The following is a 20,206-nucleotide window of genomic DNA, read 5'->3' as shown; positions in this document are numbered from 1 at the left end:
GAGAAATACAGTGGGACTCAAAGGACATTGGTACCGGGGCGGCACCAGCAAGTGCTGGCTCTTCGATGCCAGGGACGTGGCCCTCCACGCCCCCACCCGCGAGGAAATCCCCGCACTGCTGTCAGCCGCTTTCGGCGCAGCGGATGCGCGGCAGCTGGACGGCGTCGGCGGCGGAACGTCCACCACGTCCAAGGCTGCAGTCATCTGGGCAACCCCGGGTGCCGAGGCAGACCTCGACTACCTTTTCGCCCAGGTGGGAATCGGTGACCCCACCGTTGAGCTCGGTTCCAACTGCGGCAACTGCGCCACCGCCATTGCACTGTTCGCAGTCCAGACGGGCATCGTTCCTGCCCGGGACGGCATGACCAAGGTCCGCATGCGCCACGTCACCTCCGGCGCGGTGCTCAGCGGAGCGGTTCCCACTCCCGGCGGCCACATTCCCAAGTCCGGCCTGGCCCGGGTTCCCGGCAGCAGCGCCGCCGGTGTTCCCGTCAGCCTCTCGTTCCACGGCCCCTGGGGCCAGAACACCGGCGAACTGCTGCCGACCGGCAACACGGTGGACCAGCTTCAGGTCAACGGCCGGACCGTGGCCGCAACGATGGTGGACGCCGGCGCCCCTGCCGTGCTCCTCGCAGCCGACCAGGCCGGCGTCGACCTTTCCTCAATGACGGACAACCTGACCGCCCAACTGCCGGACCTCATCGCGGCACGGGCATCGGCCGGCCTCATCATGGGGCTCCGGAAGCCTGAGGATCCGCCGCAGAACGCTGTACCGAAAGTCGGGGTTGTGGCGCCTGCCGGCGACTACATCGCCGCGGACGGAACAACCATTACCGCCGGCAGCCACGACGTGCGGGTGCGAATGCTGTCCATGCTCGCACCCCACCCGGCCATCGGCCTGACCTCAGCCGTGGCAGTTGCCCTGGCATCCTCGCTGCAGTCATCGGTCGTCGCCACCGCAGCGGGCCAATCGCCCTCCACCGGCACCGGAACCCCGCGCTTGCTGCGGATCGGGACGCCCGCCGGCGTGATCACCGCCGAAATCATCACCGATGACACCGGCGCCGTCAGCGAAGTGGCCCTCCACCGGGCAGCCCGCCACATCGCCACCGCAGACATCGACGTGGCCCCCGCCGCCGAACTGTCCGCCTAACCCCCCATCTCTTTGCCCCATCATTAAGGGGCCGCACCAACCAGGAAGTTGTTCAATGAAGATCAAGTCCATCCTCGGACACCTGTATGTCCAGGTACTCATCGGAGTCGCTCTCGGCGTCGTTGTAGGCGCACTGTGGCCGGACCTCGGTTCGTCCCTCAAGCCCATCGGCGACGGATTCGTGAAACTCGTGAAGTTCATGATCGCGCCCATCGTGTTCTGCACCATCGTGGGAGGCATCACCTCCCTGCGGGACACCAAGAAGGTGGGCCCCACCCTGATCCGTTCGTTGGGCCTCTTCTACGCATTGACCGCACTCGCCCTGGCCCTGGGCCTGGCCGCAGTGACGCTGTTCCAGCCCGGTGCCGGCATGCACATCGATCCCACGCACCTGGACTCCTCGGTGGCGCAGAAGTACACCACGCAGCTGCCCAGCAGCAACCCCGTGGACTTCATCCTGAGCATCATCCCCACCACCTTCGTTGGCGCCTTCGCCGACGGTGAAGTCCTGCCCGTGCTGGTCATTGCCCTGCTGTGCGGCTTCGCTTTCAGCAAGCTCGGCGCACCGGGCAAGCTGGCACTGGACGTGGTCAACAGCTTCAACAAGCTGCTCTTCATCATGTTCGGCTACATCATGAAGGTGGCCCCGCTGGGAGCCTTCGGTGCCATGGCCTTCACCGTGGGCAAGTACGGCGCCCACTCCATCGGCAACCTCGGCATGCTGATCCTTGCCTTCTACGCAGCCTGCATCGTCTTCGTGGTGGTGGGCCTGGGCATCCTGGCGAAGGTGACCGGCTTCAGCCTGTGGCAGATCCTGCGCTACTTCAAGGACGAATTCCTGATCGTCCTGGCCACGTCCTCCAGCGAACCGGTCCTGCCGCGCCTGCTGTCCAAGCTCGAGCGGATCGGCTGCGACCGCAGCGTCGTGGGCCTCGTGGTCCCCACCGGCTACTCCTTCAACCTGACCGGCACGGCCATCTACCTGACCCTGGCCTCCATGTTCATCGCCCAGGCCTGCGACATCCACCTCAGCTGGGGCCAGATCCTGCTGATGCTCGGCATGATGCTGCTGACCTCCAAGGGCGCAGCCGGCGTCACCGGCAGTGGTTTCGTGGCCCTGGTGGCCACGCTGACGGTCATGCCCACCCTGCCGGTGGCCGGTGTGGCCCTCATCGTTGGCATCGACCGCTTCATGAGCGAGGCCCGCGCCCTGACCAGCACGGTCTGCAACATCGTCTCCTGCGTGGCCATCGCCAAGTGGCAGGGTGAGCTGGACATGGGCAAGCTCCGTTCCGAGCTCCAGGCGGGCTTCGTGCCCACCGAGGCGGAAAAGATCCAGCTGGCCGAACCGGCCCTGGCCCACTAACCGGCCTGCAGGCCACCACCCCCAGTGTTTGCCCGGGATCCAGCAGGGGTCCCGGGCAAACCCTTGCAAGGGGTACTACTTCGCAATCCCCACGGAAAGGACCCGGAATGAGTGAGCGCCAAATGGAACAGGAAACAGCGGAAGACTGCGACGCCGGCACGTGCTTCTACTGCCAAAGCCCGGAAACCGACTAGCGGCCCGGCCGCCGGCCCGGAAGCGCACAACGGGCCCTAGACCCACTGCTCCCATACCGTCAGCTGCAGGCTGACGGTGCCGGACGCGCCAGCCACAACAGCGCCAGCCCCCGCGGAAGGGTCGACGGCGGCACCCGCCGTGCCGCCGTCGTCGTCCGTTCCAGCAAGCTCAGCCCAGCGCATCAGGCGCGGACCGCCGCAACAGCCTCGTCAGCGGAACGCACCGGCGTCTCCAGCCCCAGGTGCTCGCGGAGCGTGGCGCCCCGGTACTCCGTGGGGTATACACCGCGTTCCTGGAGCTCCGGCACCAGGTGGTTCACGATGTCATCCAGCCCGCTGGGGACCAGCCACGGCGAAATGTTGAGCCCGTCCACCGCACCCACCCGCGCGTACTCGGCCAGCTGGTCCGCCACCGCCGTGTAGGAGCCGGTGAAGGTGGAATCGATCCGCGCGGTCTTCGAGGTGACGAACTGCCGGATGGACAGCCCCTTGTCCTTGGCCTCGGCCCGCCACTGGTCCGCCAGCTGCCGGGCCTTGGCACCGTGGAAACCGCTGCCGCGGGTCTCGGACGTTTCCTCCACCACCGGATCGATCTCCGGCAGCGGGCCGTCCGGATCGTAGGCCGAGAGCTCGCGGCCCCAGAACTGCTCCAGGTAGGCGATGGCCTGCTGCGGGCCGATCTGCAGGCTCCGCACCCACTCCTTCTTCTCCGCCGCCTCGGCAGCGGTCGGCGCCAGGATGAACTCACTGGCCGGCATGATCTGGACGGCATTGGCCCCGCGCCCGGCGGCCAGGGACCGCTCCACCAGGTCCTTGCGGAACGCCACGGCGTCCTCGAACTTGGGGTGGGCGGAGAAGATCACGTCCGCCTGCCGGGCAGCGAAGTTCCGGCCTTCGGGCGAGTCTCCGGCCTGGAACAGCACCGGCCGGTACTGCGCACTGCGCGGCAGCCGCGGCGTCACATCCACCGTGTAGCGCCGGCCCTCATGGAGCACCCGGCGGGCGGGACCGTCCGGCGTTTCCCACGAATCCCAGATCCGCTTGGCCGTCTCCACGAACGCCTCGGCATGCTTGTACCGGTCCGCGTGGTCCAGGTAGCCTCCGCGGCGGAAGTTCGCCCCGGTCCAGGCGTTGTCCGTGGTCACGATGTTCCACGCCGCGCGGCCGCCGGAGACCAGGTCCAGCGATGCCAGCCGGTGGGCCAGGTCCGCAGGATCGTTGTACGTGGTGTTCTGCGTGGCAACCAGGCCAATGTTCTTTGTGACGGACGCCAGGGCGGCCAGCATGGTCTGCGCATCCGGGCGGCCCACCACGTCCAGCGCGTGCGGGCGTCCCAGGTGTTCCCGCAGGCGCAGCCCCTCACCCAGGAAGAACGCGGCGAAGAGCCCGCGCTCGGCGGTCTGGGCGATGCGGCGGAAGGACTCGAAGTCCGTCTGCGAGCCTGATTCCGGGGCCTTCCAGATGGTGCCGGAGTTGACGCCCTGGAAGAAGACGCCGAACTGGATCTGGCCGCTCGGAACGAATACCTCGGATTTAGCACGGGTGTGCTGTTTCATGATTTTCCCCTTACTTTCCGGCACCGGCAGGCGCAGCGGCGGCGGTTGCGTAGCGGCTGGCCGGGCGGTCCAGGCCCAGCAGGTCGCGGAAGGTGCCGTCCTGCACCACCGGGCGGAGTGCCCCACGGCGGCGCAGTTCCGGCAATACCCAGCGGCCCAGTTCCTCCAGGTCAACAAAGAGCGACGCCGGGTGCAGCCGCACGCCGTCGGCCTCCTTTAAAAGGTCGGCCAGGAAGTCGGTAAGACCGGGTGCGGAACCTGCGAAAGCCGCCCGGCCTCCGTCGAACGATGCACCCCGCGCAGCCGCGGCCTGCCCCCGGGCGTCCAGTACGACGTCGAGCTCGGCAACCACCGCAACGCCGGCTCCCACCCTGGCCCGCACATCACGGACCTCGGCAGCGAGCAGTTCCGGCGTCGGGGCGGACACCAGCACGGCGTCCAGGGCGTCCACCGGAATCCCGCCAATCAGCGAAGCAGGGGCCAGCACGGGCAGTTGCCCCTGCAGCGGCCGCGGGATGATGGACGGCCCCTTGACGGAGTAGCCGGCGCCGGGAAAGCCGGCAGGCGTTTGGAAGTCCACATAATGCAGCTTGTCCACGTCGATGTACCGGCCGGTGGCAACGTCCCGGATCACGGCGTCGTCCTCCCAGGAATCCCAGAGCCGGCGGGATACCTCGATGGACGCCGCGGCCTCTTGGCCCAGCGCGGCACCGGTGACGGAAGAACGGCCGACGGCGGCTGCAGCCTCGGGCGCCTCAGCAGCGGTGGCGATCCACCCGGCCCGGCCCCCGGAGACGTAGTCCAGGCTGGCCAGCTGCGTGGAGACGTGGAACGGCTCCGTATATACAGTGTCAATTTCGGGGACCAGGGCGATGGTCCGGGAAATGGGCCCGGCGAACGCGGCCCGCTGCAGGGCATTGGCACGCCCCGGTGCGGGCGCGTCGGTGAAGGTGGCGGCATGGAAGCCCGCGGACTCGGCTGCCAGCACGGCCCGGGTGAGGTCCGCACCGTCCCAGCCGGCGCCGTCGAGCTCAATGGCGAGGAAGCCTGGCCGGCTGGTGTGCTCTGCGTTCATGATGCCTTTCCTGCCTGTGAAGGAGCTGCCGTGGCCTGTGTTGCCGTGTAGTTTTCCGCTGTGATGGTTTTGGATTCCGGCAGGGCTTCCTCTGACAGGCCCCAGCGTTCCAGGACCTTCCCGTAGGAGCCGTCCTGGATGACTTCGTTCAGCGCCTCGGAGATCACCGGTGCCAGCCCATTGCCGCGCAGCGTGGTGGCGGCCACCAGGGTTTCGGACGGCCAGCCGGCGTTGACCTCGCCCACAACTTTCAGGTCGTCCCGGGTGTTTTCCCGGTACACGGTGGACGGGTACGGGGCGATGTTCAGGTCCGTGCGGCCGGAGGACAGCGCCAGGATGGTGTCGGCGTCGGACGAGTAGTACTGCAGCGTGGCCGGCGCCTTGCCCTTGGCTTCCAGCTCCTTGTTCCAGGCCAGCAGGATCTTTTCCTGGTTGGTACCGGAGCCCACGGAAATCTTCAGTCCGGAAATGTCGTCCGCGCCCTTGATGTCGTAGGTGGAGGACTTCTTCGCTTCGAACCCCATGTACGCGGCCCGGTAGCTGGCGAAGTCGAACAGCTTCACCCGGTCCTTGTTCACGCCCACGTTGGAGAACACGGCCTCGAAGTCGCCGGACTGGGTCTTCAGCGGCCAGTTCTCCCAGGACGTAACCTGGACATCCAGCTCCAGGCCCAGCTTGTCCGCCACCAGCTGGGCGATGTCCAGCTCGGAGCCGATCGGCGTCTTGTCGTCCGTGGCGTGGAAGGACAGCGGGATGGACCCGGCGGTGGTGGCCACGGTCAGCTTGCCGTCCTTGCCGATCAGTTCCGGGACTTTGGCGGCGAGCGCGGGGTCCTTCTCCGCGCGGATCCGCTGCTGGTCCGGCGAGGTGTTGTAGACGACGCCGTTGCGGGCCGCCGTCGTCTGCGCGCCGCCGCTGGGGTTGCCGGCGGCGGAGGCGCCGGGGTCCGCGCAGCCGGCGAGCGCGGCTGAGCCAAGGAGTGCGGTGCCAAGAAGGACGACGGCGGGACGCGCTGCGGGTGCGCGGCGGCGGCCGCGGGTGGGGAAAGCCATGGGAGTTCCTTAGATGTTGAAGGCCGGTTCGAGCACCTTGGAGAAGAAGCTCCGGGTGCGCGGTTCCTGGGGGTTGCTGAAGATGTCCTGCGGGGTGCCCTCTTCGATGATCTGGCCCTGGTCCATGAACACCACGGTGTCCGCAACGTCGCGGGCGAAGCCCATCTCGTGGGTGACGATGATCAGCGTGGTGCCGGACGTGGCGAGCTCGCGGATGACGTCCAGGACCTCGTTGACCAGTTCCGGGTCAAGGGCGGAGGTGGGCTCGTCGAACAGCAGGATCTTGGGGTTCAGGGCCAGGGCGCGGGCAATCGCCACGCGCTGCTGCTGGCCGCCGGAGAGCTGGCGGGGGTAGGCGTCAGCCCGGTCCTTGAGGCCCACCCGGTCCAGCAGTTCCAGGCCGCGGCGGCGGGCTTCCGCCTTGGAGCGGCGCGCCTTGCCGGGTTGGTGCGCCACCACCGGCGCTTCCGCCACGTTCTCCAGCGCGGTGAGGTGCGGGAACAGGTTGAAGTTCTGGAACACCATGCCGATTTCGGTGCGCTGTTTCAGGATGTCCTTTTCGCGGAGCTCGTGCAGCCGGTCGCCGCGGACCTCGTAGCCCACCAGCTGCCCGTCGATGGTGATGTGGCCGCCGTCCACCTTTTCCAGGTGGTTGATGGTGCGCAGCAGGGTGGACTTTCCGGATCCGGAGGGGCCCACGATCACGGCCACTCCCCCGGGTTCCACCGTGAGGCTGACGCCTTTGAGGACTTCAGTGGTTCCGAAGGATTTGCGGACGCCGGTGATCTCCACCAGGCCGCGGGTGGCGGCGGTAAGTGTTGCAGTCATTAGATGTTCCTCCGGGTGGGGACTGCCGCATGGGTGGCGAAGAATTTGCGGGCCTTCTGCAGGGGCGTCAGCGGCAGGTTCCGCACCGCGCCCTTGGAGTAGTGCCGTTCGATGTAGTACTGGAAGACGCTCAGCACGGAGGTGATCACGATGTACCAGAGGGTGGCCACCAGCAGCAGCGGCAGGACCTGCTGCGTGCGGTTGTAGATGACCTGCACGGTGTAGAACAGCTCGGAGTAGGCCAGGACGTAGACGATCGAGGTGCCCTTGACCAGGCCGATGATCTCGTTGAACGCGGTGGGCAGGATGGCGCGCATGGCCTGCGGCAGGACGATCCGGGTGGAGCGGCGCCAGGCCGGGATGCCCAGGGCGGCCGCGGCTTCCAGCTGGCCCTGGTCCACGGAGAGGATGCCGCCGCGGATGATCTCCGCCGAGTACGCCGCCTGGTTCAGGGTCAGCCCCAGCACTGCTGCCGCGAACTGGCTGATCAGTGTGGTGGTCTGGACCTCGAAGAAGCGGACATCGGTGAACGGGATGCCCAGGCTGATCTTCTCGTAGAGGTAGCCCAGGTTGTACCAGAGGAGCATCTGGACCAGCAGCGGCGTGGACCGGAAGATCCAGGAGAACGTCCAGGACACCGAGACCAGCAGCGGCGACGCGGAGAGCCGCATCAGCGCCAGGACGAAGCCGAGCACAAACCCCAGGATGCCGGAGATGGCGGTCAGCTTCAGCGTTTCCACCAGGCCGTTGACCACCGATTGCGCGGTGAACCACTGAGCCACCACACCCCACTCCCAGCGCGGGTTGGTGGCCAGGGACCAGGCCACGGCCAGGACACCGAGCGCGACGACGGCGGTGCCCACCCAGCGCCACGGATGCTTGGCTGCGACTACCCGGTAGGACGAGTAGTCCGGGGCCGGCCGGGCGGACGCCCCGTCTTCGGGGCGTCCGGTTTTCGGTGGCATTTCCGCCGGCGGTGCCGGCTGCGGCTGTTGTGACTGCGCCACCGTCGTTGCTGCTGAACTCATGTGCCACCTCGCTTCTCGTCGTGGGATCCGGTTGGGCTGTTGCCCCGGGTGGGACCGTGCGGCCCCTTGCTGGCTGCAAATCTAGGACCGGCCGGAACTGGCCAGCAAGGCGCCAGGTTGCAATAGTTCACGGGGCTTCGTACGGCGTCATGAGTCGGTTTTTTGCGTCCCGTAACGCGCTGTGACGCGGAGTTAACGGCCGTGACCAGGCGCTCGACCGCCGTTGCCACGGCTGCCTAGCATGGGCACTCAATCCAGCCCCCGCCGTCAGGAGAACCCATGCCCGCCACCATCCCGGCCATCGTCTTCATTGGCGGCGGACCGCGCACGGCCGGTGTGCTGGAACGGATCGCGGCCAACCGGCCGGACGTCTTCGCGGGCCCGCTGCAGATTCATGTGGTGGAGCCGCACGTCCCGGGTTCGGGCCGCATCTGGCGGTACGACCAGGACCCCGGCCTGCTGCTGAACTCGATGGCGGCGGACATCACCATGTTCACGGACGCGTCCGTGGACTGCGCCGGCCCGGCGGCACCGGGGCCGGGCCTGGCCGGGTGGGCCGCCGGCGTCCTGGATGCCACCATCATCGACGTGCCGGACTTCCCCCAGCAGCTGTGGGACCAGCTCCGCGCGCTGACCGGCACCACCTTCCCCACCCGCCAGCTGCAGAGCCAGTACCTGGAGTGGTTCTTCCGCCGGGCCGCCAAATCGCTGGGCCGCAGCGTGACGGTCCACCGGACCACCGCCCTCGGCGTTGCCACCGTGGATGGCGGCCACGAGGTGGAGCTGGCCAATGGCCGGACGCTGCACGCGGACATCGTCGTTACCGCCCTGGGGCACACGGACTCCCGCCCTGACGCCGTCTCCGCCGGGTACTCGGACTTCGCCGCCCGGCACGGCGGCTACCACGCTGCACCCAGCTACACCACCGACGTCGACTACTCCCCCATCGCCCCCGGGCAGGACGTGATCGTCGCCGGGATGGGCCTGGCGTTCGTTGACCTGCTGGTCCTCCTCATGGAGGGGCGCGGCGGCAGGTTCCAGGAAACGCACGACGGCGGGCTGCGCTACGTTCCGTCCGGACGGGAACCACGGCTGTGGGCAGGGTCCCGCCGGGGGGTGCCGTACCACTCCAAGATTTCCGCTTCCCTGCGCGGCCAGGCTCCGGGGCCGCTGCGCTTCTTCACCGCGGATGTCGTCCAGGAGCTGCTGCAGCAGCACGGCGAGCTGGACTTCCGGCAGCACCTCTGGCCGCTCATCGCCAAGGAAGCCGGGCATTACTACTACCGTGAACTCCTGACCGGCACCCCGGAGCGCGCGGCCATGGAATGGGAAGTGTTTACCGCCCGTTATGCGGAGGTGGACTGGTACAGCGGCGAACGCGCGGACCTCGTGGCGGCCGCCGTGCCGGACCCGGGCCTGCACCTGGACCTGGAACGGCTGGACCGGCCTTTCGATGGTGTCCACTTTGCCGGCCACCAGGAACTGCAGGACGCGGTGGCCCGGTATATCGACGACGACCTGGCCCTGCGGGACAGCCCGGACCATCCGGAAACCCTGGCCCTGTTCCTGGCGCTGCTGCACGTGTATATGGCGGTGGGGCGCGTGGTACCGGCGGAGCGCCTCAACGCGAAGTCCCAGCAGGCCATCCACGGCTGGTGGCATGGCTTCTTCAGCTTCGTGGACTCCGGTCCGCCGCCGCACCGCCTCCGCCAGATGCTGGCGCTGCACAGGGCCGGGCTGCTGCAGTTCCTCGGCCCGGGCCTGGAGGTATCCACCGACGACGCCAGCGGCACCTTCCGCGCCACCTCCCCGCAGTCCGGTGTTTCGGTTTCCGCCACCGCGCTGATTGAGGCGAGGCTGCCGTCCACGTCGGTGGCCCGCTCCCTCAACCCAGTGCTTTCTTCGCTGTATGACGGCGGACTGGGCTGCGAGCAGCAACTGCTGACCTCGGACGGCATCCACTCCACCGGGAAGCTGCTGGTCTCTTCCGGGCACCACCTGGTGGACGCGGAAGGCCGGGCCCAGGCCACCCTCTTCGGCGTTGGCCCCGGAACCTCCGGCTGGGGTGCCGGCGCCTTTGCCAGGCCCAACACCAACGCGGCGCCCTTCCGGGAAAACGACGCCCTGGCCCGTACCGTCCTCGGCGTTGCCCGGGACATCGCCGCCCAGGGCCCGGCGGCCCATGCGGCCACCGCGCAGGACAAAATAACTCCAGAACCAGCCGCCATCGGAAAGGGCTAGCACCATGACAGCAGAACCCGGGCTCAAGCCCCGCCCCCTCGATCCCGCCAGGCTTTCGGTCCTCAGCCTGCCCATGCACGATCCGCGGGTCCGGCCGCTCCTGGACGAGCTCGCCGTCGAATATGACACCCGCTATGGGGACCTGTTTGGGCGCACCGCTGCCGCGGACGAGCTGAACCGCTACCCCGCGGCGGAATTCGAGGAGCCGCATGGCGCGCTGCTGGTGGTGCAGGAGGACGGCGAGTCGATCGCCGGCGGCGCGTTCCGCCGCTATGACGACGCCACCGCGGAACTGAAGCGGATCTGGACACACTCAGCCCACCGTCGTCGTGGTTTAGCCCGGCTGGTCCTGGCCGAGCTCGAAGCCCTCGCCGCTGCCCGCGGCTACACCCGGCTGTACCTGACCACCGGGCCGCGCCAGCCGGAGGCCAAGCACCTGTACCTCACCACGGGATACCAGGCACAGTTCGACCTGGAAGCAGACCCGGAAACCATCGGATCCCTGGCGTTCACCAAGGACCTCACCCGTGATCATGGGAACCTCCGGCAGGACTGACCGGTCCGGATGCCGCCCCAGGAGGGACACCCGCCGCTAAGCTAGCGCCATGGCCACCAAAACCACAGCAGAGAAGCTTGCCACCATCCAGCAGGGCTACACGCTGGAAGGCGCCACCATCGAACTGGGAGCCGCCATCATCGACGGCGAACTCCACAAGGACGCGCCGGTGCGGCTGCCGCTGGCCATGATGAACCGGCACGGGCTGGTGGCCGGGGCTACCGGTACCGGCAAGACCGTCACGCTGCACATGATGGCCGAGCAGCTGTCCACGGCAGGCGTGCCCGTGTTCCTGGCCGACATCAAAGGTGACCTTTCCGGCCTGGCGACGGCCGCCGTCGGCAGCGACAAACTCAGGGCCCGCACGGACAGCATCGGCCAGGCATGGTCAGGCAAGACGTTCCCCGTGGAGTTCCTTGCCTTGGGCGGCGACGGCAACGGCGTCCCGGTCCGCGCCACGATCACCTCGTTCGGGCCCATCCTGCTCTCCCGGATCATGGAGCTGAATGACACCCAGGAGTCCAGCCTTCAGCTGGTGTTCTACTTCGCGGACAAGAACGGCCTGGAGCTGATCGACCTCAAGGACCTCCGCGCCGTCATCCAGTTCCTCACCTCGGACGAGGGCAAGGACAAGCTCGAGGAACTCGGCGGCCTGTCCAAGGCCACCGCCGGCGTGATCCTGCGCGAGATCGTGAACCTGGAAGCCCAGGGTCTGGAGAAGTTCTTCGGTGAACCGGAGTTCGACACCGCCGAACTCCTGCGGACCGCCCCCGACGGCCGCGGCGTGGTCACCTGCCTGGAACTGCCCACCCTGCAGACCAAGCCCATGCTGTTCTCCACCTTCCTGATGTGGCTGCTGGCGGACCTGTTCGAGGACCTCCCCGAGGCCGGCGACCTGGACAAGCCCAAGCTGGTGTTCTTCCTCGACGAAGCCCATCTGCTGTTCAACGGCGCCAGCAAAGCCTTCCTGGACGCCATCACCACCACGGTCCGGCTGATCCGGTCCAAGGGCGTGGGCATCTTCTTCGTCACCCAGACACCCAAGGACGTCCCCGCCGATGTCCTGGGCCAGCTCGCCAACCGGGTCCAGCACGCCCTGCGTGCCTTCACCCCCGAGGACGCCAAGGCCCTCAAGGCCACGGTGTCCACCTTCCCCCTCAGCGACTATGACCTCGAAGAGACGCTGACCTCGGCGGGCATCGGGGAGGCCGTCATCACCGTCATGAACGAAAAGGGCGCACCCACTCCGGTGGCGCTCACCCGGCTGCGCGCCCCGGAATCCGTCATGGGCCCCAGCGAGGACGCCCTGGTGCGCAGCACGGTGGCGGGTTCGGCGCTGCTGGGCAAGTACGGAACCGCGGTGGACAACCCGTCCGCCTACGAAAAACTCAACGGCAAGGCCGCGGCGCCCACAGGACCGGCGGCATCAGCACCTCCTGCCGGCGCGCCTGACACCGGGGCAGCTTCCGCCGGTACCTCGGGTGCGCCTGGCGCGTACGACGTTGACGCCGAGGCCCGCCGGATCGAGGAGGAGATCCTGGGCAGGCCCAGCAGCAGGCCCGCGCAGGCACCCGAACCCCAATACACCGAGCCCCAATACGACGAACCGCGGACCTCCGAGTCCAAGCCGCGTGCGAAGGCGCCCCGGACACGCCAGTCCCAGCCCCGCCAGCCGGAGCCGCAGCCGCAGCCGGGCGGCATGATGGGTGACCTTGGCGGAGTCCTCGGCGGCGCCCTGGGCGGCGGGCTGAAGAGCATGGCGCGGTCCATGGGTACGCAGTTGGGCCGCGAACTGCTCCGCGGAGTGTTCGGAACCTCGTCCCGGCGCCGCCGCCGCTGACCCTGCCCTTGGTGTCCCGGGCCTCAGCCAAGGCTCCTGTCGGCCCGGATCCTGGGCGCCGCCGTCGGGCGTTACGTAGGTGGTGTCCGCCGGATTAGGGGGACACCAACTTTAGAGTGCGTCCGCACTGACGTTACTGTGTAGAACGTGCAGATGAGTCAAGCGTTGGTGAGGATCGCGGCCGGATGGCTGCTGGGCCTCATGCTTGCCGTCGCCGCAGCCATTGTGGCCATCAACGTGGTGAACAATACCGTAGCCAGTCCGCAGCAGCCGGTCAGGGAATACCTGGACGCGCTCAAGAGCGGGGACGGCGGGCGTGCGTTGGGGATCCTGCGGGCCGCAGTTCCGCCCAGCAACGCCGCCATGCTGGATGGCAGTGGGTTGCAGACCGCGGCCTCCCGAGTCACCAATGTGTCCATCGGGGACCCGCAGGAACGCCCGGGGAACCAGGTCATGGTGCCCATGGAATACACCATTGACGGCAGCCGGCTGCACACTGAATTCCTGCTGCAGAAGACCGGTACCGAGTGGCTGTTCTTCAACACGTGGGCATTCGTCCCGTCGCGGCTGCCCACCGTTGATATCACTGTGGTCAATGGCAACGAGGCCGTGGTGAACGGTGTTCCGGTGAACATGCCCAACGGCCGCAATTCCTTCGCCGTGTTCTACCCGGGCGAGTATGAGGCCTCCCTGGATGGGCAGTACTTCTCGGCTCCCGCCACGCGTGCCACGGTCACCGCAAAGGACGCCCCGGTGGCGCCGCTGAACCTGCTGACCCAGGCCACGGACAAGTTGAAGAACGATGTTGCGGCCAAGGTCAGGGAATTCCTGGACGGCTGCGCGGCCGAGGCCGTGAAGGAACAGAAGCTCCAGCCGGACTGCCCCTTCTACTACGCCAGCAACAACCGGGTCCAGGACGGCACTATCCGCTGGACCGTCACCGAGTACCCGGGGGTATCAGTGGAGCCGTTCGACGGCCGGTGGGTAGTGTCACCGCTGGACGGCAAGGCCAAGGTTGAGGCACTCCAGCAGAACGCCTTCACCGGGGCCTGGTACCCGCTGGACGCCGAGGTGGACTTCAGCTTTACCACCCGCCTGGACGTATCCGGTGACACGGTCAAGGTCACCCCGCAGCTGAGCTTCTAGCCTGCGGCGTCTGCCGTGCGCGTCACGCAGGGCACGCTTTCAGCGGAGTCTGGTGCCACAGCCCTTGATTTCGCGGGTACCGGCCGCTTCCGGGTGTCCGAAAGCGTGCTTCGCGTGACGCCACCCTTGGACTACCGTCGCCGTCTGAGAACGGCAAGCACCTGCTGGACCATCTCGTGGGGCCGGTGCACCACGTCCGCATAGTAATACCGCAGGGCCGTGTACCCCTGGATGGCCGATTCATTGTTCCGGCGGTGATCCTTCTGGACCTGCTTCCACTCGGCATGATGCCGTCCATCCAGTTCCACCACCAGCCATCCGTCCAGCAGCAGATCAACATAACCAACCCTTTCCAGGTACACCTGCGCCTCCACGGAGATTCCGGCCTGCCGGAAATATGTCCGGGCCAGCGTCTCCAGGAGGGAGTCCGCCCCGGTAGCCACCCAGTCGAGGACAGCCCTGGCTCTCCCGTTCCGCTTTCCAGGCAGCCGCTGGCACAGGAAATCAACTGTCATCTCCCCGCGCGAAACCGCGGATTCCACCATGACCAAGGACTCCGCGAAGGACAGGCACCGCAGGGCATGGATCAGGACATCTGCCAGGGCGGCCACCGGCTGGAACCGGGAGGGCGGAAGCAGGAGCCCGGCGTGGTGGACCGAGCCACTAAGCACTGCCTCCTGCCGGCGGTGATAAACGTGGCGACGTCCGTCGGAGGGCAGGGACCACAGATCGTAGGCAGCCGCAGCGCTTGAACAGGTCAGCAGCTCGCGGTTCCGCAGCACGGCAACCAGGTCCGGAGGCGCCGTCGGAAGCGCGTAAAGCCCCCGGTCGGGCTGCAGCACTCCTGCCCGCATTGCCCGACGGAGGGCGGCGTCATCCACACCCAGCCGGGCAAGGGCAGGCCTCCGCGCCGCTCCGCCGCAAACTTCCAGGGCTTTGAGGACATCCATGCGGCAATGCTGGCCGCTACGGTGCCCGTGCTGACAGCGTATTCAGGCGGCATGTGGATATCGGCGGTATTGGGGGCGTCACGCAGAGCACGCTTTCGGGGACGCCACGGGATCCGACGCCCGGCTTTCCGGGATTGCCGGTAGCCAGCAGAGGCAAAAGGCTGCTTCCCGTGACGCGAAGCCACGGGAAGCAGCCCTTTTTGGCAGGACCTTCGCCGGGTCAGTCCATCCCGCGCAGGTCCAGGACCAGTTCGGTGTCGCCGTCGGCCTGCAGGACCACGGGGATGCCCCAGTCCTGCTGGTACAGGTGGCACGCGGCGTGGTCCGGGATCTCGCCGTCCTCTGTTTCGGGGCCGTCGCAGGCCGCGGCGCGCGCGGTAATGTGCAGCACGCCCTCGGGAACGTCCGGGGACAGCTCCAGGCTGCGGAGGAGGCCCACGGAGGTGCCGCCACCGGACACCAGCAGCTCCGGCGGCGTGGAGGAGATCTTCAGCTGCGTGGGATCGCCCCAGCGGTCGTCGAGCTTCTGCCCGGTGGGAGCCGTGAAGCGGACGGTCAGGTCCAGCGTGCCGGGCGCAACGGGACTCTTGGGCCGGTGGGTCTGGGACGCGCCCTCATCCACCTGCTGCGCTTCCTTGGGAATGGGCACGTAGACCAGCTGGTGCTTGTTGGCCTCGACCACCACCAGGAGGGGCTCGGAGCCGGCGGACTGGGTGTGGTCCACAATCACGTCGGACGGCTCGGAAAGTCCGCGGGCCAGAGTGGACACGGTGCCGGTCGCGGGGTCGTAGCGGCGCACGGCTCCGTTGTAGGTGTCCGCGATCGCCACCGAGCCGTCGGGCAGGACGGTCACACCGAGCGGGTGCTGCAGGCGGGCTTCAGCGGCAGGGCCGTCGCGGAAGCCGAAGTCGAACAGGCCCTTGCCCACAGCGGACTCCACGGTGATGGACGCATCGTCGGCAATGACCAGCTTGCGGAGCGCCGAGGTTTCGGAATCCGCCACCCAGATGTTGCCGTCCGCATCCTCGGCCAGGCCGGAGGACTGGGCGAACCAGGACTCGTGGGCGGGACCGTCGAGGAGCCCTTCCAGGCCGTTGCCGGCGATGATCGAGACGGCGCCGGTGACGGGGTCGAAGCTGAAGATCTGGTGCGTGCCGGCCATGGCCACCACCACCGCATTGAGCTTGCGCGACCACACAACATCCCACGGCGAGCTCAGCGCCACATCCAGCGGGTCAGTGCCCAGGGAACCGCTGAAGCCTGCGCCGTCCTCGTCCACACGCGCGGGGCCGGTTTCCAGCAGGCGCTGGATGCCGTTGCCGGCCAGGGTGGAGGCCTTGCCGTCCGTGAGGGACAGTCCACGCAGGCGGTGGTTGACCGAGTCGGCAATCACGACGTCGTAGCCCGCCTTGGCTGCCACGTCTTCCGGGAGCAGGACCAGGCCCTGGGGCTCGTTGAACTGTGCGCTGGCGGTGTCCCCCGCGGCGGGTCCGTCAGCGTAGCCCTTGGTGCCCGAGCCGAAGGTGGCCAGGACTGTTTCGAAGTCGGTGCCGAGTTCCACGAGGCGGTGGTGGCCGGTGTCGGTGACCAGCCAGGAACCCTTCTCCGCAGCAGCGGAAGCCGCTGCACCTGCGGGCGTGCCGCCGTCGGCCGTTCCAGCCGTGGACCCGCGTCCCGGCGGGAGGAAGAGCGCCTTGCCGGGGAAGCGCAGGGTACCGGACGTGGCCTCGGGTGCCACGTACGGGCCGGAGCCGCGGTGCAGGGTGCCCTTGGCCTCGTGCTCGGCGATCAGTTCGGGGATCAGCACCGCGAGTCCGTCCGCGTGGCCCTCACCGGAAAGGTGCGCCACGATGTAACCCTCGGGGTCGATGACCACCAGGGTGGGCCACGCACGGGCGGTGTACGCCTTCCAGGTGTCCAGCTCGGGGTCGTCCAGGACCGGGTGGTGGATCTCGTAGCGCTCCACGGCTGCCGCCAGCGCCACCGGGTCCGCCTCGTGTTCAAACTTGGGCGAGTGGACTCCCACGGTGACCAGCACGTCCGAGTACTGCTGCTCGAGCGGCCGCAGCTCATCAAGGACGTGCAGGCAGTTGATGCAGCAGAAGGTCCAGAAGTCGAGGAGCACGATCTTGCCGCGCAGGGCTTCGAGGTCCAGGGACTTGCCACCGGTGTTCAACCAGTTGCGGCCCACCAGTTCGGAGGCCCGGACCCGGGCATGGGTGCGTACGGTTTCGCTCATCAGCGTCCTTCCAGCTTGTTGCGTTCAGCCAGCTTGGCGTCGCGTTCGGCCAATTTGGCAAACATATCGTTGTAAGCGGTCAGATCGGCGTCGTTATTCCTGTCCGCCGCGCGGTCCACCCGTTTGGTCTCCCGCTGGTCCGACCTGGACCACATGACGGCGACGCCGATCGCCACCAGCAGCGTGGGCACCTCGCCGATGCCCCAGGCAACCGCGCCGCCGGCCTGCTGGTCCAACAGCGCCGACGGCCCCCAGGTACGGCCCAGGTTGCCGAAGTAGTCCGCTGCCATCAGGCCGGTGCCGCCCATGATGGACACACCGAAGAAGGCGTGGAAGCCCATGGTGGCCAGGAGGAGCAGCAGCCGCATGGGGTACGGGGCCCGGCGCGGCAGCGGGTCCGTACCGATCATGCTCAGCACGAAGATGTATCCGGTGAGCAGGAAGTGCAGGTTCATCAGTTCGTGGCCGACGTGCTCGCGCATGGCGAAGCCGAACAGGTCCGAGTAGTAGAACAGGATGATGGAGCCGGCAAAGTTGGCAGCCGCGAACAGCGGGTGGGTGACCAGCTGCGAGAACTTCGAGTGGACGAAGACCAGCAGCCACTCGCGGGAGCCGCGGGAGCCGTCGCCGCGGGCGGGCAGGGCACGCAGGGCCAGGGTCACCGGCGCACCCAGCACCAGGAAGATCGGGGCCACCATGGTCAGCGCCATGTGGTCCACCATGTGCGCGGAGAACAGGATGCGGCCATAGACCGACGGCGGCCCGGACGTGATGTAGGTCAGCACCACCAGGCCGATGACCCAGTTCACGGACCGGAACCACTGCCACGAATCTCCGCGCCGGCGGACCTTGGCAACGCCCAGGAAGTAGGTGACCAGGCCGAAGAGGGCCACGCCCACCCAGATCCAGTCCAGGCGCCACTCAGTGAGCCAGCGTTCCGGCGTGAGCTCAGGCGGCAGCTCGTAGCCGCTGAGGATGAAGGCCGGTGAGGCGTTGGGCGCCAGTTCCGTTGGCTGTGGCGGGGCTGAACGGCCCAGGGCCACGGCGATGCCGGACGTGGCGCCCATGATCAGCAGCTCCGCGAGGACCAGTTGCCACAGCACCCGCCGTGAGGACATGGTGGCTCCCTTGCGGCCCAGCTGCGGGATGACCCACTGCCGGTGCATGAAGCCGATGCCGCCGAGGACCACTGCCGCTGCCGTCTTGGCCAGGATCAGCTGCCCGTAGGCGGAGCCGAAGAGATCCGGCCAGCTGGTCACGCGGATGCTGGCGTTGATGATTCCGGAAGCGAAGACCAGGACAAAAGCGAAGCCGGCCAAAGTGGAGAAGCGGCGCAGGGTGGGCTCGGTGATGTCTGCTGCTGCCCCGGGTTTGCTGCCTGTCAGAATGCCGGACAGGAGGGCGAGGATGATGATGCCGCCCACCCAGGTGCTGACCCCTACCAGGTGCAGGCCGAGGGAGTTGATGGCGCCCTCATGGTCCGACGAACTGGAGGAGTGGCCGATCAGGGCCGTTGGCACCAGGCCGATGAGGGCCAGGATGAGCGTCAGGGCCAGGCCACCGAGGGACCGGACGCCGAACAGGGCAGTTGTCACCACTGCCGCAATGATGGTGACGGCGAGCCAGGCCCGGCCCGTATCGATGTCCGTCATGAAATAGACCAGGGCCTGCGTAAAGGCGGGATCGCCGGACAGCCCCTGACCGGCCACGTCGGCGTACGTGAGAACCAGGACCGCGATGGCGGACAAGGTCCACACCGCGCCCGCAGCGGCAGCCACAGCCAGCGCGCGGGTGAACGCGGGATGTTCGGGCGCCCCGCTGCCGGCGGGAGTCTCCCGGTCCCGGCCACGTGGGTTCGGGTTCTTGAGGTTCTTCGGGAGGATGCCGACGGCGAAGATCAGGCCGCCGACGACGGTCGCCAGGGACACGTTGTGGATGGCCTTGCTGATGGGCAGCCCCCAGCGGACCAGGGCTCCCGGATCGGCGACGCTGCGGGCCGCCGCTGCACCGGAGAAAATCAGTGCTGCTGCGAGGCCCAGGAAGAGCGCTGCCAGGCCTGCCAGCTGCCAGGGCAGCGGGATCCCCCGGTTTCCGGCGTCCCGGACCGCAGCTCCCTTGCCAGGATTGGTCTGGGGCGGGATGGAACGTGGTTTTGCGGCAGAAGACACCATTCCATTGTCCGCTACGCCTGCCCGGGCGGCGAATCCGGGTTAAACGCCAAGGAGCGGCAACCCGTGGGTTGCCGCTCCTGTTCCAGCCAGCTGCATGCCGGCCGGGAATAAGCTCTACTTCTTGGAGACTGCAGCCTTCAGCTTGGAGCCGGCGGTCAGCTTGACGCTGTGGCCTGCTGCGATCTGGATGGTTTCGCCGGTCTGCGGGTTGCGGCCGGTGCGGGCTGCACGGTCGGTGCGCTCGACGGCGAGCCAGCCCGGGATGGTGATCTTCTCGCCGGCGGCGACAGAAGTCTCGAAAACCTCGAACAGTGCGTCGAGGACGGAGTTGACGGCAGCCTGGCTGGTGCCGGCCTTGCCAGCTACCTCTGCAACAAGTTCACTACGGTTCTTAGCCATTGATGTCCTCCTGGACGGTTCTGATTCTGGAGCCTGCACACGGCATGCGCGCAGGCCACTGTTCGAAAACTTACCAGCTTGGGCGGTTCCGGGCCGCAAATTCCGCGTGTTTCCGCCATTTTTTGAGGTTAATCACCGATTCTTCGGCCGTTTTCACCCTCGTCAACGCATCACGGGCACCAGCAGCACCGCGGTCCACCCTCGGCTGGCAGGTAAGTACGACGGCGGCCGGCACCTCCCAGCCACGGCCCGCCAGGATGCACGGCCAGAAGGCCCCTAGTGCGGTGTTTTGTGTGTTAAATGTGGGAGGCCCCAACCGTGTGGTTGGGGCCTCGACCATTAATAGTTGTTCCGGCGGTGACCTACTCTCCCACACCCTCCCGGGTGCAGTACCATCGGCGCTGTGGGTCTT

At 67.6% G+C, this 20,206-nt stretch carries 16 protein-coding genes; 6 read left to right on the top strand and 10 right to left on the bottom strand.

Annotation, left to right across the window (positions count from 1 at the left end):
* The first annotated feature begins 10 nt into the window (after positions 1-10).
* Both PUN51_RS20255 and dctA read left to right on the top strand, forming a co-directional pair.
* Positions 11-1,153: a PrpF domain-containing protein gene (locus PUN51_RS20255; protein WP_275182317.1), complete on the top strand. Its 1,143-nt coding sequence runs from the start codon at positions 11-13 to the stop codon at positions 1,151-1,153.
* A 55-nt stretch (positions 1,154-1,208) separates the two neighbouring features.
* Positions 1,209-2,519 carry a C4-dicarboxylate transporter DctA gene (gene dctA, locus PUN51_RS20250; RefSeq protein ID WP_224023600.1) on the top strand — a complete coding sequence of 437 codons (1,311 nt, stop codon included), beginning with the start codon at positions 1,209-1,211 and terminating at the stop codon, positions 2,517-2,519.
* 230 nt (positions 2,520-2,749) lie between these two features.
* Here dctA and PUN51_RS20245 read toward each other — a convergent pair whose 3' ends face one another.
* From PUN51_RS20245 to PUN51_RS20220, 6 genes are read right to left on the bottom strand one after another with little or no spacing between them, the layout of a single operon-like run.
* Entirely contained in the window at positions 2,750-2,896 is a 147-nt protein-coding gene (locus tag PUN51_RS20245) for a hypothetical protein (RefSeq protein WP_224023602.1), read from the bottom strand.
* Entirely contained in the window at positions 2,896-4,269 is a 1,374-nt protein-coding gene (locus PUN51_RS20240) for an NtaA/DmoA family FMN-dependent monooxygenase (protein ID WP_224023604.1), read from the bottom strand. The genes PUN51_RS20245 and PUN51_RS20240 overlap by 1 nt, the downstream gene beginning before the upstream one ends.
* Before the next feature lie 10 nt (positions 4,270-4,279).
* Positions 4,280-5,344 carry an LLM class flavin-dependent oxidoreductase gene (locus PUN51_RS20235; RefSeq protein WP_275182316.1) on the bottom strand — a complete coding sequence of 355 codons (1,065 nt, stop codon included), beginning with the start codon at positions 5,342-5,344 and terminating at the stop codon, positions 4,280-4,282.
* Entirely contained in the window at positions 5,341-6,396 is a 1,056-nt protein-coding gene (locus PUN51_RS20230; protein ID WP_275182315.1) for a transporter substrate-binding domain-containing protein, read from the bottom strand. Before PUN51_RS20230 ends, PUN51_RS20235 begins: the two co-directional genes overlap by 4 nt.
* Positions 6,397-6,405: 9 nt before the next feature.
* Positions 6,406-7,224: an amino acid ABC transporter ATP-binding protein gene (locus PUN51_RS20225; RefSeq protein WP_275182314.1), complete on the bottom strand. Its 819-nt coding sequence runs from the start codon at positions 7,222-7,224 to the stop codon at positions 6,406-6,408.
* Positions 7,224-8,189 (bottom strand): amino acid ABC transporter permease, encoded by a 966-nt coding sequence (locus tag PUN51_RS20220; protein ID WP_374114993.1) that lies wholly within the window; start codon positions 8,187-8,189, stop codon positions 7,224-7,226. The genes PUN51_RS20225 and PUN51_RS20220 overlap by 1 nt, the downstream gene beginning before the upstream one ends.
* A 342-nt stretch (positions 8,190-8,531) precedes the next feature.
* On the opposite strand from PUN51_RS20220, the gene PUN51_RS20215 reads away from it, so the two are divergent.
* The 4 genes from PUN51_RS20215 to PUN51_RS20200 all read left to right on the top strand — a co-directional run bounded on the left by PUN51_RS20215 (position 8,532) and on the right by PUN51_RS20200 (position 14,035).
* Entirely contained in the window at positions 8,532-10,493 is a 1,962-nt protein-coding gene (locus PUN51_RS20215) for an FAD/NAD(P)-binding protein (protein ID WP_275182312.1), read from the top strand.
* Between the two features lie 4 nt (positions 10,494-10,497).
* Positions 10,498-11,049: a GNAT family N-acetyltransferase gene (locus PUN51_RS20210; protein WP_275182311.1), complete on the top strand. Its 552-nt coding sequence runs from the start codon at positions 10,498-10,500 to the stop codon at positions 11,047-11,049.
* A 49-nt stretch (positions 11,050-11,098) separates the two neighbouring features.
* Positions 11,099-12,889, top strand: coding sequence for a helicase HerA-like domain-containing protein (locus PUN51_RS20205; protein WP_275182310.1), 1,791 nt, complete (start codon positions 11,099-11,101; stop codon positions 12,887-12,889).
* A gap of 153 nt (positions 12,890-13,042) precedes the next feature.
* Positions 13,043-14,035, top strand: a complete 993-nt coding sequence (locus tag PUN51_RS20200) for a hypothetical protein (RefSeq protein WP_201302372.1) — start codon at positions 13,043-13,045, stop codon at positions 14,033-14,035.
* Positions 14,036-14,166: 131 nt separating this feature from the next.
* On the opposite strand, the gene PUN51_RS20195 is transcribed toward PUN51_RS20200, so the two are convergent.
* The 4 genes from PUN51_RS20195 to PUN51_RS20180 form a co-directional block, all read right to left on the bottom strand.
* On the bottom strand, positions 14,167-14,985 hold the full coding sequence (locus PUN51_RS20195; protein WP_275182308.1) for an endonuclease domain-containing protein: 819 nt from the start codon (positions 14,983-14,985) through the stop codon (positions 14,167-14,169).
* Between the two features lie 220 nt (positions 14,986-15,205).
* Complete coding sequence (locus tag PUN51_RS20190) at positions 15,206-17,224, bottom strand: NHL domain-containing thioredoxin family protein (RefSeq protein WP_275182307.1); 2,019 nt, start codon at positions 17,222-17,224, stop codon at positions 15,206-15,208.
* Complete coding sequence (locus PUN51_RS20185) at positions 17,224-19,395, bottom strand: cytochrome c oxidase assembly protein (protein WP_275182306.1); 2,172 nt, start codon at positions 19,393-19,395, stop codon at positions 17,224-17,226. The genes PUN51_RS20190 and PUN51_RS20185 overlap by 1 nt, the downstream gene beginning before the upstream one ends.
* 114 nt (positions 19,396-19,509) lie before the next feature.
* Positions 19,510-19,794 (bottom strand): HU family DNA-binding protein, encoded by a 285-nt coding sequence (locus PUN51_RS20180; protein WP_011693739.1) that lies wholly within the window; start codon positions 19,792-19,794, stop codon positions 19,510-19,512.
* Between the last annotated feature and the right edge of the window lie 412 nt (positions 19,795-20,206).

This window comes from Arthrobacter sp. NQ4, assembly GCF_029077345.1.
Taxonomy (GTDB): Bacteria; Actinomycetota; Actinomycetes; order Actinomycetales; family Micrococcaceae; genus Arthrobacter.
The sequence above is the reverse complement of the archived record's forward strand: the minus strand, read 5'-3'. Positions and strand labels throughout refer to the sequence as shown.